At 41.9% G+C, this 12,903-nt stretch carries 12 protein-coding genes; 6 read left to right on the forward strand and 6 right to left on the reverse strand.

The features are described 5' to 3' along the window. The first annotated feature begins 184 nt into the window (after positions 1-184). A complete protein-coding gene (locus RM049_RS27730) occupies positions 185-781 on the forward strand; it encodes a hypothetical protein (protein ID WP_322706459.1) in 597 nt (198 codons plus the stop codon). A gap of 115 nt (positions 782-896) precedes the next feature. On the opposite strand, the gene RM049_RS27735 is transcribed toward RM049_RS27730, so the two are convergent. The 5 genes from RM049_RS27735 to RM049_RS27755 form a co-directional block, all read right to left on the reverse strand. Continuing rightward, positions 897-1,499, reverse strand: coding sequence for a heme-copper oxidase subunit III (locus RM049_RS27735; RefSeq protein ID WP_322706453.1), 603 nt, complete (start codon positions 1,497-1,499; stop codon positions 897-899). A 94-nt stretch (positions 1,500-1,593) separates the two neighbouring features. After that, positions 1,594-3,255 carry a cytochrome c oxidase subunit I gene (ctaD, locus tag RM049_RS27740; protein ID WP_322706454.1) on the reverse strand — a complete coding sequence of 554 codons (1,662 nt, stop codon included), beginning with the start codon at positions 3,253-3,255 and terminating at the stop codon, positions 1,594-1,596. A 13-nt stretch (positions 3,256-3,268) separates the two neighbouring features. After that, positions 3,269-4,195: a cytochrome c oxidase subunit II gene (locus tag RM049_RS27745; RefSeq protein ID WP_322706460.1), complete on the reverse strand. Its 927-nt coding sequence runs from the start codon at positions 4,193-4,195 to the stop codon at positions 3,269-3,271. A gap of 175 nt (positions 4,196-4,370) precedes the next feature. Beyond that, complete coding sequence (locus tag RM049_RS27750; RefSeq protein WP_322706455.1) at positions 4,371-4,988, reverse strand: DUF2231 domain-containing protein; 618 nt, start codon at positions 4,986-4,988, stop codon at positions 4,371-4,373. Next, a complete protein-coding gene (locus tag RM049_RS27755; RefSeq protein ID WP_322684619.1) occupies positions 4,985-5,485 on the reverse strand; it encodes a DUF2231 domain-containing protein in 501 nt (166 codons plus the stop codon). The genes RM049_RS27750 and RM049_RS27755 overlap by 4 nt, the downstream gene beginning before the upstream one ends. Before the next feature lie 794 nt (positions 5,486-6,279). Here RM049_RS27755 and RM049_RS27760 point away from each other — a divergent pair. From RM049_RS27760 to RM049_RS27780, 5 genes are all read left to right on the forward strand, one after another. Continuing rightward, positions 6,280-7,278: a metal ABC transporter substrate-binding protein gene (locus RM049_RS27760; RefSeq protein ID WP_322706456.1), complete on the forward strand. Its 999-nt coding sequence runs from the start codon at positions 6,280-6,282 to the stop codon at positions 7,276-7,278. 150 nt (positions 7,279-7,428) lie between these two features. Continuing rightward, positions 7,429-8,208 (forward strand): metal ABC transporter ATP-binding protein, encoded by a 780-nt coding sequence (locus RM049_RS27765; protein WP_322701868.1) that lies wholly within the window; start codon positions 7,429-7,431, stop codon positions 8,206-8,208. A 41-nt stretch (positions 8,209-8,249) separates the two neighbouring features. After that, a complete protein-coding gene (locus tag RM049_RS27770) occupies positions 8,250-9,113 on the forward strand; it encodes a metal ABC transporter permease (RefSeq protein WP_322674946.1) in 864 nt (287 codons plus the stop codon). A 65-nt stretch (positions 9,114-9,178) separates the two neighbouring features. Beyond that, a complete protein-coding gene (locus RM049_RS27775) occupies positions 9,179-9,751 on the forward strand; it encodes a chemotaxis protein CheB (RefSeq protein WP_322690191.1) in 573 nt (190 codons plus the stop codon). 4 nt (positions 9,752-9,755) lie between these two features. Then, complete coding sequence (locus tag RM049_RS27780) at positions 9,756-11,936, forward strand: response regulator (RefSeq protein ID WP_322690190.1); 2,181 nt, start codon at positions 9,756-9,758, stop codon at positions 11,934-11,936. Between the two features lie 188 nt (positions 11,937-12,124). Here RM049_RS27780 and RM049_RS27785 read toward each other — a convergent pair whose 3' ends face one another. Continuing rightward, the gene (locus RM049_RS27785; protein ID WP_322674943.1) at positions 12,125-12,496 is read right to left on the reverse strand and encodes a DUF2237 domain-containing protein; all 372 of its coding nucleotides are present in this window, start codon (positions 12,494-12,496) and stop codon (positions 12,125-12,127) included. Positions 12,497-12,903: the final 407 nt, after the last annotated feature.

A 12,903-nucleotide genomic window follows, 5' to 3' on the forward strand; every position in this document is an offset into this window, starting at 1 on the left:
ACCAATACTGAAAAGCAGCTTAAAAATTAGTTTTATTGAACTGTCAACAGTAAATTGTCTTAAGTATTGAGGATTTTCATCGGTTTTTTTAGTTACTTATGCGGATGATAATTTCCTTGAGAGAGTGGTATCTTTTGATGCTAATACCCTTAAGGCTGCGACTGGGGGAAGGAGTTAGAACTTGATGATCGTCAACGAGCTACATAGATTTGTTTCATACTGTAAAAAAATTCAACCCCAAACTCACGATGACATTCAAAAATTTTTTGAAGGAGTAATCTTGTTTCCTTATGATAAGGAACTTCTATTGCAAGCTTATTTATTTCTGAATATTAAAGAATTGTTTCCCTCGTGCGCTGAATTGCTGTTGTTTGAAAAATCTCCAATTTCAGATTATACAGATTTAGGAAAGTGTGATTTTGTCTTCTTGACCTTTAAAGGTAGTCTGTTTTTAATTGAAACTAAGTTTATTGATACAGAAGCAACTGGAGCAACAGAACGAAAAAGGAGAAATAAGCATAGAAACAAGGTATTTGAGCAAGTCATTACTTTAAAAGGTCGATTTAGCGAATATTGGAATATGAGGCTAGATCAATTAGAATGCGGGGTTTTCACAACAGATTCAGAAGTTGCTTGGCGAGGAAATGGTGTGAATGTTACATCTAAATCAATATCTATAGATAAGCTCGAACAATGGCGAAGAAATTATCACAGTAGTGAAAAATTTTTATCTCATCAAGATAGCTCAAAGTTTGAGGAAAAGGTTAATTTGAAAAGTTGAACTAAGACCCAAATTATAGTTATTACAGTGAATGGTGTATGGGGCATAAAAGTAATTAACAATGCCACATACACCAACCCAGAGAGTTTATCTGGGTTTTCCTTCCCACCAATCTTTACTGCCAAACATAGATAAGGATAAACAAAATAATCCAGATAACATCGACGAAGTGCCAAAACAATGAAGTTGCATTGACGCCAAAATGACCTGTATCGTAGTTGCCAGGTAGGAAAGAACGTACCAAAATTATCAACTGCAACAGGATACCAGTGAAAACGTGCAAGCCGTGGAAGCCTGTAAGTAGATAGAATGTTCCACCAAATACCCCGGAGGTGAAACCAAAGGCGAGGCCGTTCCATTCAATCGCTTGGCCAACTAAAAAGTAAGTTCCCATTGCCATTGTTGCCAAGAGGAACAGGCGAAATTTCACTAAGTCGTGGCGTTGAAGGGCGCGTTCTGCTAAGTAAATGACAAAGCTACTAGCGACAAGAATTACTGTGTTGATTGCCGGTTCTTTTACTTCTAATCCAGAAACACCAGCCGGTAGCCAGTTAGGGGTTGTTGTTTTGTAGATGGCATATCCAGCGAAAAAACTTAAGAAAATGACGCTTTCTGACAGTAGGAAGACAATGAAGCCAAACATTTTGTTGCCTTCTTCGTCGTGACTGTGTTCTGCGCTTGTATGGTGCAATTCTTCGGTATTGATATAGCTGTCCATTTTGCTTTTTGAGGGGGAATTTGAAACGCAAAGTAACGCAAAGGGAAGCGCAGAGGGACGCGGAGGGTTTTTGCGTCTTCCCGATAGTTTGCGTTTATTCTGGGAGGTTGGCTGTTAAGGGTTCTGATTTGCCGTAGCCGTAGGGTTCGGAGATGATGATGGGGATTTCTTCAAAGTTTTCTACTGGGGGGGGTGAAGAAACTAACCACTCTAGTCCGATTGCTCGCCAAGGGTTAGCAGGTGCTTTCTCGCCTTGCATCCAAGAAATCACCATGTTGAATATGAAGGGTAAGGTGGACATTCCTAAGACAAATCCGCCCAGGCTAGCGATGACATTCCAGAATTGATACTCTGGGGCGTAGGAAGCAACTCGGCGTAACATCCCTTGCAATCCTAAGGGGTGCATGGGTAAAAAGTTGAGGTTGGTGCCGATAAATGCTAACCAGAAGTGGATTTTACCCCAGCTTTCAGAGTACATCCGCCCAGTCATTTTGGGGAACCAGTGATAGATGGCTGCAAATAAGCCCATCGTCACGGTGCCGTAGAGGACGTAGTGGAAGTGTCCCACCACAAAGTAGGTATTGTTAACGTGGACATCAACCGGCACGGAAGAAAGCATGATGCCTGTGATTCCTGCGAACACAAACATGATTAATCCGCCCAAGGCAAATAGCATGGGGGTATTTAGCCGCAGTTTACCGCCCCAAATAGTTGCTACCCAAGCAAATACTTTAATTCCTGTGGGTACAGACACACACATCGTCGTCAGCATGAAAATCAACCGCATCCAGCCTGATGTACCACTGACGTACATGTGGTGTACCCAAACAATGCCGCTTACTCCTGCAATCAAGATGGATGAAATAGCAACTACTTTGTAACCAAATAGAGGTTTACGTGAATAAACTGGGAAGATTTCTGAGAAAATCGCAAAGACAGGCAGAATGATCACGTAAACGGCGGGGTGGGAGTAGAACCAGAAGTAATGCTGGAACATGACTGGATTCCCACCCTTGCTTGGGTCAAAAAAGGCGGTGCCAACTGTGAGGTCAAGTAGCAACATCACCGCACCAGCTGTCAATGCAGGTAGTCCGAATAGTTGGATAATCTGGGCGCTAAATACTCCCCAGACAAACAAGGGCATCCGAAAGAAGCCCATTCCTGGGGCCCGCATCTTCACGATTGTGGTGACAAAGTTCACTGCGCCCATAATTGAGGATACGCCGGATATTGCCACCGCTAAGAGCCAGAGAACTTGACCATTAATCAAGTTACCTGTGGGATTCTGGAGACTGACTGGCGGGTAAGACCACCAGCCGGCTTGGGCTGGGCCACCGGGGACGAAGAAGCTCCCCATCATCAAAATCCCAACTACTGGCACCATCCAAAAGGCAACTGCGTTCAGGCGGGGAAATGCCATATCTCGCGCCCCAATCATCAGGGGTACTAAATAGTTGGCAAAACCAACCAGTGAGGGAAATGTCCACAAAAACAGCATTATAGTGCCGTGCATGGTGAACATACCGTTGTAGATGGTGCGATCGACTAAATCTGATTCGGGTGTCATCAGTTCTCCCCGCATCACCATCGCAAAGATACCGCCGACGAGAAAGAAGAAAAATGAGGTAACGAGATACTGGATACCAATTACCTTGTGGTCGGTACTAAAGCTGAAGTATTCTTTCCAATTACTTGGAGATTCGTGGTTATGCTTCTCATCAGGGAGAAGGATACCTTCAATAGGAACATTAGTCATGGTTACTTTCCTTTCAACCAGGTGAATTGACTAGAGGAGGTGCAGCAGGTGGAACTGTAACCCAACCAGTTTGGACTGATTGATTGGATGTTTGGGCATACTCAGAAGCTGCTTGATTATTTGCTAAGGATGGCTTTTGGGTTGCAGCTTGTGCTAGCCACTGCTGATAATCTTCAGGAGATTCGACGACTACATTTGCCTGCATCGTGGCAAAGTATGTACCGCTATATTGGGAATCGGTCAATCTGTACTTGCCAGCGCGGATGGGAGTAAATTCAAAGTCGATCGCATGGTTGGGAATAATATCCTGCTTGAGGCGGAATGCAGGTATATAGAAGCCGTGGAGAACGTCTTGTGATTTCAGTGCTAAACGTATCCGGCGATCGCTAGGTAAATGCAATTCGGTACTGGTAATATCTTTTTCTGGGTAATGAAAAACCCACGCCCATTGTTTAGCTAGTACGTCGATTTTTTCTACAGGTTCCGCTAAAGCGTTAGCTGGTACATCTTTTGGTTCTGCATGAGCCGATTGCATTGCTAGCGGATTATGCAGGTGAACTAATTCCGATGGGCCTTGAATCCCCATTTGTTCATAAACTTGGTAGCTGTAACCCGCAATCCAAAACACCAAAAGAATTGGGATTGCTGTCCAGACAACTTCTAAGGTGACATTGCCATGAATTGGGGGGCCGTCAGTGAAGTCATCTTTGATGGCCCGATGGAAGACCACAGAATACATTAAAGTACTTGTTACTCCCAAGAAAATGAAGGCACCGAGGGTTACTAAGAAGCTAATCAAATCATCAATTAGTAGGGATTCGGCTGCTGCTTGGGGGGGAAGCCAAAAGTAAGCCTGCTTCCCGATCCAGAGACTCGTAACAGTCACTGCGATCGCGCCTGTAAGCAGCGTCAAAATATTTAAAATCTTCTGGATTTTCATCATTGGTTATTAGTCATTAGTCATTAGTCATTGGTCATTGGTCATTGGGCATGGGGCATGGGGCATGGGGCATTGGTCATTAGTTATTGGTCATTGGTCACTAGTCATTAGTTATTGGTTGATCGTTAGTAACTCTAAACAAATGACAAAGGACAAAGGACAAATGACAAATGACTTATTTGAGTATTGTGTTGAGGTCTTGGTGCGATCGCAGTAAATTATCTGCTGTATTGTGTACGCCAAATTCGGTGGCTAGTTGCGCTCCTAGTGTGCCGTGGATGTACATAACGAACATGATGGCTATGCCTGCGAACAGATAGATCCATTGCACTTCTCTATCTGTCTGTTTATATTCTTGTCTGCCCCAAACGAAGCGCTGCCATGCTCTCCAGATGGTCATACCAACAATCAGTGCTAATAAGAACACACCACCCACACCATGCCAAAGCATAGTTTCCATTGCCTGTAATCCCCAGGCGCTCTTTATATCCGTCGGTGGTGTTGCCAACAGCATTTCGTAAAAGCCTGCTCCCACTGTGAAAAATGTGATGATGCTGGCAGCTAACATGTTGTACCAGCCAACAGCAAATAAGTTGTCACGTTCGACAGTAATTGCCAAAAATTTGAAGACCCACTTTTCAAAGGGGAACAGAACACCAACGATATCAAAGGCGATCGCAATGATGAACAAACCTATTGTCAGATGGACTAAGTTGGGATGAATGGGAATTGCGTAAGGTAATCCGTTTGCGCCTAGAGAGTCGGTTAATTGGTTAATCAATTCTGAGTTCATCGCAACACACCATCCTTTACTGCTTCCACAACTGGTACGGTATGCAATCCATATACCCAAACAAGCTCATCTCCGAGATATACTTGTAAGCCAACTATCAGGGTTAAAACTAGTCCGGCTCCCAAATAATAAATCGGTACTTTTTTAGGATTGCGGGCACGAATTACATAGCGCCAAGCTGTAATCGCTGTGATAATTCCCGAAAGCGACCAACCAATTAGCGTATGCAAATTCAGCACCGATTTCGCTAGGCTGTAAGGCTGTGCTAATCCCGCTTCAAATTGACCAAAAATAATCGCGACGAAGATGGCGATCGTGGCAACTAACATATTCCACCAACTCACCTCAAAAAGACCGGATTTACCAGTAAAATAGCCGATTACATCGCAGAAGAAGGAAAATAACACCATCGCAATTACGAAGTGGACAACGATGGGATGAATCGTATCTGGATAGGGCAAATTGTGGTCGTTCAAAGATGTCAAATACTCAAGCATCGTCTTCTCCTGGACATATCTATCGCACTTTGGTCAATAAATTTTGGATTTTTGGATTGGCGATCGCGCAGTCTTAGCGAGCGTCTTTTAGATTTATTCCGTCCCAGACGAGATATAAACTAGAAGACCTTAATCAAAAATCTAAAATCGCTAGTCAAGCTTCAATAATTTATGGATACTCACTAACATCACCACAAGTATCCATCCATAATTGACCGAATTCTGTTCAATATCTGCGCGGTGCAATACGCTTAATCATGTCTTAGCTTTTTGTAGCCAAATTTGGTTAAATTGCCTACATGGAATAATTTTTGTTTTGATTCATTTCCTTATACCAATAGTCTGCAACAGCAATTCTTGATGTAGCTAAATCAAATCGCTGTCGTTTGTTGATTTGCTTAACCTATCCTTTAGCTTAAGTAAATTTTTATGAATTGTCAAAACAATAAATATTAAACTTTTAAAGGTTAGTTTTTTAACAAACAAACATTTTTATAATGTATTTACTTTTGCATTTTTTTAAATACAAAAAAGCCGAAAAATCATATTTGTCTGTAAGTTATTTCACAATACTAAAATATTTGTTTGTGATGTAAATAACAAAAATATTTGAATCACTCAAAAAAACCTTTAAAAAGATAAAAGTAAGGAATCATGGTTAAGTCAGAACTCAGAAATACAGTTTATTGCAACAGGTTCGCTTTTTTGCTCTGAGATTATTTTCATAATTCTTTCATTTTTATCTTACTTCTGCTAAAGTGAAACAAAAGTGAGAAGATTATGAAATTGCTATAATGAGATTTAATATCAATAACTTTCAGATGCAACTACCGCAGCACGGGCAAAAATTGGCTTTAGCGTCTGGGCTGCTATTGTGGCTATGTTTGAGTGGGTGTAGCCCGTCAATTTCCAATTCTCAACCACAGTTAAGTCCAAACCCAGGCACAACTAACACCAACCTAGATAAAAAAGGTAAAAAAGTAGTTCTTACCACCTTTACAGTCATTGCAGATATGGCGCAAAACGTGGCAGGAGACAAAGCGATTGTTGAATCTTTGACTAAACCAGGGGCGGAAATTCATGGTTATGAACCAACTCCTAGCGATTTGGTGAGGGCGCAAAAAGCAGACCTAATTTTGAATAATGGTCTGAATTTAGAGCGTTGGGCACAGAAATTGTATAACAGCGTTCCTAATGTACCTCATGTTACCCTAAGTGAGGGAATTAAGCCTGTTGAAATTGCTGAGGATGCCTATAAAGGGAAACCTAATCCCCATGCTTGGATGTCACCAGAAAATGCCTTGATTTACGTAGAGAATATTCGTAAGGTATTGGTTAATTTGGACTCAGCGAATGCAGAGACTTATAACACCAATGCCAAAGCATACAGTCAAAAGATTAAGGAAGTTGATGAGAAACTGCGAAAAGCCGTGTCGGTAGTTCCAGCAGACAAGCGCTACATGGTAAGCTGTGAAGGCGCTTTCTCATACGTCACCCGCGATTATGGCTTGAAAGAAGCTTATCTTTGGGCAGTCAACTCTGAACAACAAGCTACTCCCAAACAGCTAGAGAAAGTCATTGATATAGTTAAAAAAAATAAAATACCTGTAGTTTTCTGTGAAAGTACAGTCAACGATGGAGCGCAACGTCAGGTAGCTAGAGAATCGGGAGCAAGATTTGGTGGAGTGTTTTACGTTGATTCTCTGTCTCCAGCCAACGGGCCAGCACCGACTTATCTCAAGTTGCTAGAAGGTAATATTAATACTCTAACTCAGGGATTAGAGCAAAAATGAGCAAGTATGCAAGAATAAATCTAACTATTGTAAATAAGCTTGTAGTAACGAATTTAGTCCTATTTTGTTCTCTGGAAAACGTTACGTCTTTGGAAAGAGGGCTGAAGCCGCTCACTACAAACTATTAATTAATTTTAGAGGTGATTTTTAATGAAATCCATTAGTATTGATGTCGAAAATTTGACAGTTGCTTACCACGGCAAAGTTGCTTTACATGGTGCTTATTTGCAAATTCAAGCAGGTTCAATCAGTGGTTTAGTAGGGATGAATGGTAGTGGTAAATCAACCCTATTTAAGGCAATTATGGGTTTTTTGAAGCCAGTTACAGGACGGGTTTTGATTAATGGCCTACCGATAAAAACTGTACAGAAAAAAAGCTTGGTCGCTTATGTACCACAGTCAGAAGAGGTGGACTGGAATTTTCCAGTAAGTGTCCATGATGTGGTGATGATGGGACGCTACGGATACATGAATATATTACGAATCCCATCGGCGAACGATCGAAGAGTGGTGAGGGAAAGTTTGGAAAGGGTACAAATGTGGTCGATGCGCGATCGCCAAATTGGAGAACTCTCTGGCGGACAGAAAAAACGTGCTTTTCTCGCCCGTGCTTTAGCACAACAGGGAACAGTTTTACTATTAGATGAACCTTTCACTGGGGTAGATATCAAAACAGAAAAAGCGATGATTGACTTATTGCTGGAATTGCGAGAGGAAGGTCATACAATTTTGATTTCTACCCATGATTTAGCATCTATCACTACTTTTTGTGACCAAGTAGTACTCATTAACCGTACTATTTTAGCTTATGGTGATACATCGGAAGTCTTCACAGAAGAGAATCTCTCACGGACTTTTGGCGGTTCTCTTGGAGATTTATCTCTCAACAAAAGTCAGATAATCCGTGGAAATCAAGGTGAATCTGATTGAGAATTTTTAGTTGATATTGCTTGGATTAAAGTTATAAAAATATGAATACTCTCGCATTCTTAGACTGGTTCACTACACCCCTACAGCATGAATTCATGGTGAAGGCAATTTGTGTAAGTGCCTTAGTTGGGGTAGTCTGTTCTGTTTTATCTTGTTTTATGACCCTCAAAGGTTGGGCATTAATGGGGGATGCTGTTTCCCATGCAGTAATGCCTGGGGTAGTAATTGCTTATGTCTTAAATATCCCTTTTGCTGTGGGCGCTTTTGTATTTGGAGTAGGTTCAGTTATTGCGATCGGTTATATCAAAGCGAAAACGAGAATTAAAGAAGATACTGTAATTGGACTTGTATTTACAGGATTTTTTGCTCTGGGTTTGGTACTAGTTTCCAAAACTCCAAGCAGCGTAGACTTGACGCACATTTTGTTTGGGAATGTCTTGGGTATTTCTAATGAAGACATTATTCAAACTGTGATTATTAGTGTAATTACTTTAGTAACAATAGCTGTTTTACGCAAAGACTTACTATTATTTTGTTTTGACCCCACTCATGCACGTTCCATCGGCTTGAACACAGGAGTACTGCACTATATTTTACTATCATTACTCTCGCTAACTGCTGTCGCCGGACTCCAAACAGTGGGAATTATTCTGGTTGTCGCTATGTTAGTTACTCCGGGAGCAACGGCTTATTTGTTAACAGACCGTTTCGACCACATGATACTAATTGCAATGGCATCGGGCGTATTTTCTAGTGTCATGGGGACTTACATCAGCTATCATATCGATGGTGCAACTGGGGGTTGTATAGTGGTGTTACAAACCTTGTTGTTTATCATAGCAATGATTTTTGCACCTAAACATGGGTTACTGGTAAGAGCAAAGAAGCAAGAAAACACTGACTGACTCAGTATGAAATATCCTTTGCTATTTACGTAACTCCCCATTCCACAGGTGTGAGGGCGAAACAAGTGTCGTTTAAAATTGTGGTAATTGGTACTTCTTTAGGCGGATTATCAGCATTGAAAATCGTCTTGGGTAATTTACCCGCAGACTTTCCTGTAGCGATCGCGATTGTGCAACACCGTCATAAAGAATCTAGCAACACACTCCAGGATTTATTACAAGAATCCACTTTGTTGAAAATTCGCGAAGTGGAAGACAAGGACGAAATACTACCGGGATATATCTACATAGCCCCAGCAGATTATCATTTACTGGTTGAACCAGGTCACTTTGCTCTTTCAACTGATGAGCCTGTTTCTTATGCTAGACCATCTATTGATGTGCTATTTGAGTCGGCAGCCGATGTCTACACAGAAGAAGTTATTGGTGTAATATTGACAGGAGCGAACCAAGATGGTATGCAAGGTCTTAAGAAAATAAAAGCGCGGGGAGGAATTACTATTGTACAAGAACCTGCCACAGCTGAAAGCGACATTATGCCAGAGGCAGCAATTTCTGCTATTGAAGTAGACTGGATTTTGACACTCTCAAACATTGCTTCCCAGATGGTCAAGCTTTGTCAATTATCACCGAAATAAACCGATGCAGATGGAACGCAAAGTCAACATCCTCCTAGTAGATGATAAACTAGAAAATTTGCTGGCACTAGAGGCAATCCTAGAAAAATTAGGAGAGAATCTCGTGAGAGCTACTTCCGGGGAAGAAGCTTTGAGGTGTCTGCTGCATCAAGACTTTGCGGTGATTTTGCTGGATGTGCAAATGCCTGGGATGGATGGCTTTGAAACTGCTACCTTAATTCGCAATCGGGGGCGATCGCGTCACACTCCAATTATCTTTCTTACCGCCTTTAGTACCAGCGACCAAATGCTGTTTAAAGGTTATGCCTTGGGTGCTGTTGATTATTTGCTCAAACCACTAGACCCCAATATTTTGACTTCTAAAGTCACCGTATTTGTAGAACTATTTAAGAAAACAGAAGCCATCAAGCAACAAACAGCGCAATTGGTAGCTGTAAATACCGAACTCAGGCAAAGTGAAGAACGATTCCGATCGCTAAGTACCTGCTCACCCGTTGGCATTTTTGAAACTGATACTGAAGGTGACTGTAAATATACTAATCCCCGATATCAGATAATTTGTGGCTTGAAAGCCGCAGAGAGTTTAGAGAAGAGATGGCTGGAATCTGTTCATCCAGAAGATAGAGAACGAGCGATCGCTAGTTGGTCTGCTTACATTTGTGAAGGTCGGGAATACTCAGAAGAATTTCGCTTTCAAGCTGCTCATGGTAATATTCGTTGGGTTCAAGTTCGCTCATCACCGATGCTTTCCAGTCAAGGAGACTTATTGGGTTATGTAGGCACTCTTGAAGATATTACCGAACGCAAGCAAGCAGAAGAAGTCCGCGCTCAAGTGATTCGCGAACAAACGGCAAGACAAGAAGCAGAAGCTGCAAATCGGATGAAAGATGAGTTTCTAGCTGTTCTCTCCCACGAACTCCGCACGCCTCTAACCTCAATGCTGGGCTGGTCAAAAATCCTCCGCACCAAGAAACTTGACGAAAAAGCCACTTCTCGCGCCTTGGAGGCGATCGAACGCAACGCCATATCTCAGATGCAACTAATTGAGGATATTTTGGATGTATCCCGGATTATCCGCGGTCAGTTGCGGTTAAACGTATCGGCAGTGAATCTAATCTCGGTGATGGAAGCAGCTTTAGAGGCAGTGCGTCCCCTAGCAGAGCCAAAAGAGATTCAATTAAATACTCTGCTGGATACTTCCATAGGATCAGTCTATGGCGATCCAGCCCGTTTACAGCAAATTGTCTGGAACCTACTAACTAATGCAATAAAATTTACCCCTAAAGGTGGCAGGGTAGAGGTTAGGCTATCAAAGCATTTTGGATTTTCGATTTCAGACTTTGGTGTGGGCGCTACTTCCACAACCATCAGTACAAGCCAGTCGAACAATTTGAGATTTGAATCTGATAGTGAAAATTTAGACTCTGCAAATACTGATGAAAGCAATAATCTAAAATCCAAAATCCAAAATCCAAAATCTCAGTACGCCCAAATTGAAGTTATCGATACGGGCGTTGGTATCAGTTCCGAGTTTTTACCCAAAGTATTTGAGCGTTTTCGCCAAGCAGACAGTACCACAACGCGATCGCACAATGGATTAGGACTAGGATTAGCGATCGTCCGTCATCTAGTGGAACTGCACAAAGGTGCGATCTTTGCCGAAAGTTTAGGTACTGGACAAGGAGCAACCTTTACTGTAAGACTACCACTTCTACAAGATAATAAGGGTAGTAGGGTGAGTAGAGAAGCTACAGGAGAAATTTCTTCCCCTGTGGCATCGACGCCCCTTGCTGGATTAAAAGTTTTAGTTGTAGATGATGAAGCAGATACCCGTAACTTTCTCAGTTTTATGTTTGAGGAGTATGGGGCTTTTGCCAGTGCGGTAGCATCAGTTGATGAAGCCCTAGTAGTAGTTGAACAAGCAAAACCAGATATCCTGATTAGCGACATCGGTATGTCAGAGCAAGATGGTTATACACTGATTAGGAAACTGCGCTCTTTAGAACCAGAAAAAGGTGGACGCATCCCCGCGATCGCTTTAACAGCATACACGCGAGAGGAAGACCGCTTGAAAGCCCTAAAAGCTGGGTTTCAGCAGCATTTATCTAAGCCAATTGACCCCAATAAGTTGATTTCTGCGGTTGCCAATATATTACAACTGCCTTTGGAAGTTCCAGTGAGTTGATTTGGAATTGGGGAGAGGAAAGCAGGGGAGGCAGGGGAGAAATCAATTCAAAATTCAAAATTCAAAATTCAAACATTGTAGAACTTCTGCCTCCTGCCTCCTCTTTCCCAATGTTCAATGCCCAATGCCCAATGCCCAATGCCCAATGCCCAATGCCCGATGCCCGATGCCCAATGCCCAATGCCCAATTAAGACGAAGTTAGGGCATGTTTTTTCAGTTCGTCTAGAGAAACTACTTCCAAAGCTCTAGCATGGGTTGCTGAAAGAATTACGGGTGGAGCAACACCAGCTTCGAGAGCTTCTTGCCAGCGAGAAGCACACAAACACCAGCGATCGCCAGGTTTCAATCCAGGAAAATTAAAATCAGGAACAGGTGTGCTGAGGTCGTTCCCTTGTGATTTGGTAAACTCCAGGAATTCTGATGTTACTTGGGCACATATGACATGGGAGCCGAAATCTTGACCACCTGTCCGACAAAAGCCGTCGCGGTAAAACCCAGTCACGGGAGAAGTACAGCAAACCTCTAGGTTTCCATCGATTACATTTTTAGCGTCTGTCATCGTTAATTCGTTGTACTTGATTTTTCCACTTAATATAAGCTTATATTTATTGTCAATTTTCTGGTTGAATAAAAATCGCGATCGCTAATTAATTCCCAAAAGCAGAGAATGCTAAAATTATTTACTCAAAATCGTTAAAAATAAATTTTTCAGCAGAATATCTAAGAGCGATCGCTCTCAGTTAAAATAAAAACCCCTGGCTAATTACCAGGGGTAATGCAAGTCAGTACTTTCGCATGGAATGTATCCTACTCAAATACCATAGCAACCCTGTAATTTACAGATATGCCATTTTGCCAAACAAAAAAAGCCCTCAGTGGTAAGCTGAGGGTTAATTTTTTAGAATAGCGGTAATAGACTTATCCTTAATATAAATAACATGGGATAATAAAAAGCTGGAGTAAAAA

It is taken from the genome of Nostoc sp. DedQUE04 (assembly GCF_034530995.1).
Classification (GTDB): Bacteria; Cyanobacteriota; Cyanobacteriia; order Cyanobacteriales; family Nostocaceae; genus Nostoc.

Coding starts and splice junctions, on each gene's coding strand:
- RM049_RS27780 (WP_322690190.1), top strand. CDS start 9,756: ATGCAGATGGAACGCAAAGTCAACATCCTCCTAGTAGATGATAAACTA.
- RM049_RS27745 (WP_322706460.1), bottom strand. CDS start 4,195: ATGAAAATCCAGAAGATTTTAAATATTTTGACGCTGCTTACAGGCGCG.
- ctaD (WP_322706454.1), bottom strand. CDS start 3,255: ATGACTAATGTTCCTATTGAAGGTATCCTTCTCCCTGATGAGAAGCAT.
- RM049_RS27770 (WP_322674946.1), top strand. CDS start 8,250: ATGAATACTCTCGCATTCTTAGACTGGTTCACTACACCCCTACAGCAT.
- RM049_RS27760 (WP_322706456.1), top strand. CDS start 6,280: ATGAGATTTAATATCAATAACTTTCAGATGCAACTACCGCAGCACGGG.
- RM049_RS27735 (WP_322706453.1), bottom strand. CDS start 1,499: ATGGACAGCTATATCAATACCGAAGAATTGCACCATACAAGCGCAGAA.
- RM049_RS27785 (WP_322674943.1), bottom strand. CDS start 12,496: ATGACAGACGCTAAAAATGTAATCGATGGAAACCTAGAGGTTTGCTGT.
- RM049_RS27730 (WP_322706459.1), top strand. CDS start 185: ATGATCGTCAACGAGCTACATAGATTTGTTTCATACTGTAAAAAAATT.
- RM049_RS27765 (WP_322701868.1), top strand. CDS start 7,429: ATGAAATCCATTAGTATTGATGTCGAAAATTTGACAGTTGCTTACCAC.
- RM049_RS27755 (WP_322684619.1), bottom strand. CDS start 5,485: ATGCTTGAGTATTTGACATCTTTGAACGACCACAATTTGCCCTATCCA.
- RM049_RS27750 (WP_322706455.1), bottom strand. CDS start 4,988: ATGAACTCAGAATTGATTAACCAATTAACCGACTCTCTAGGCGCAAAC.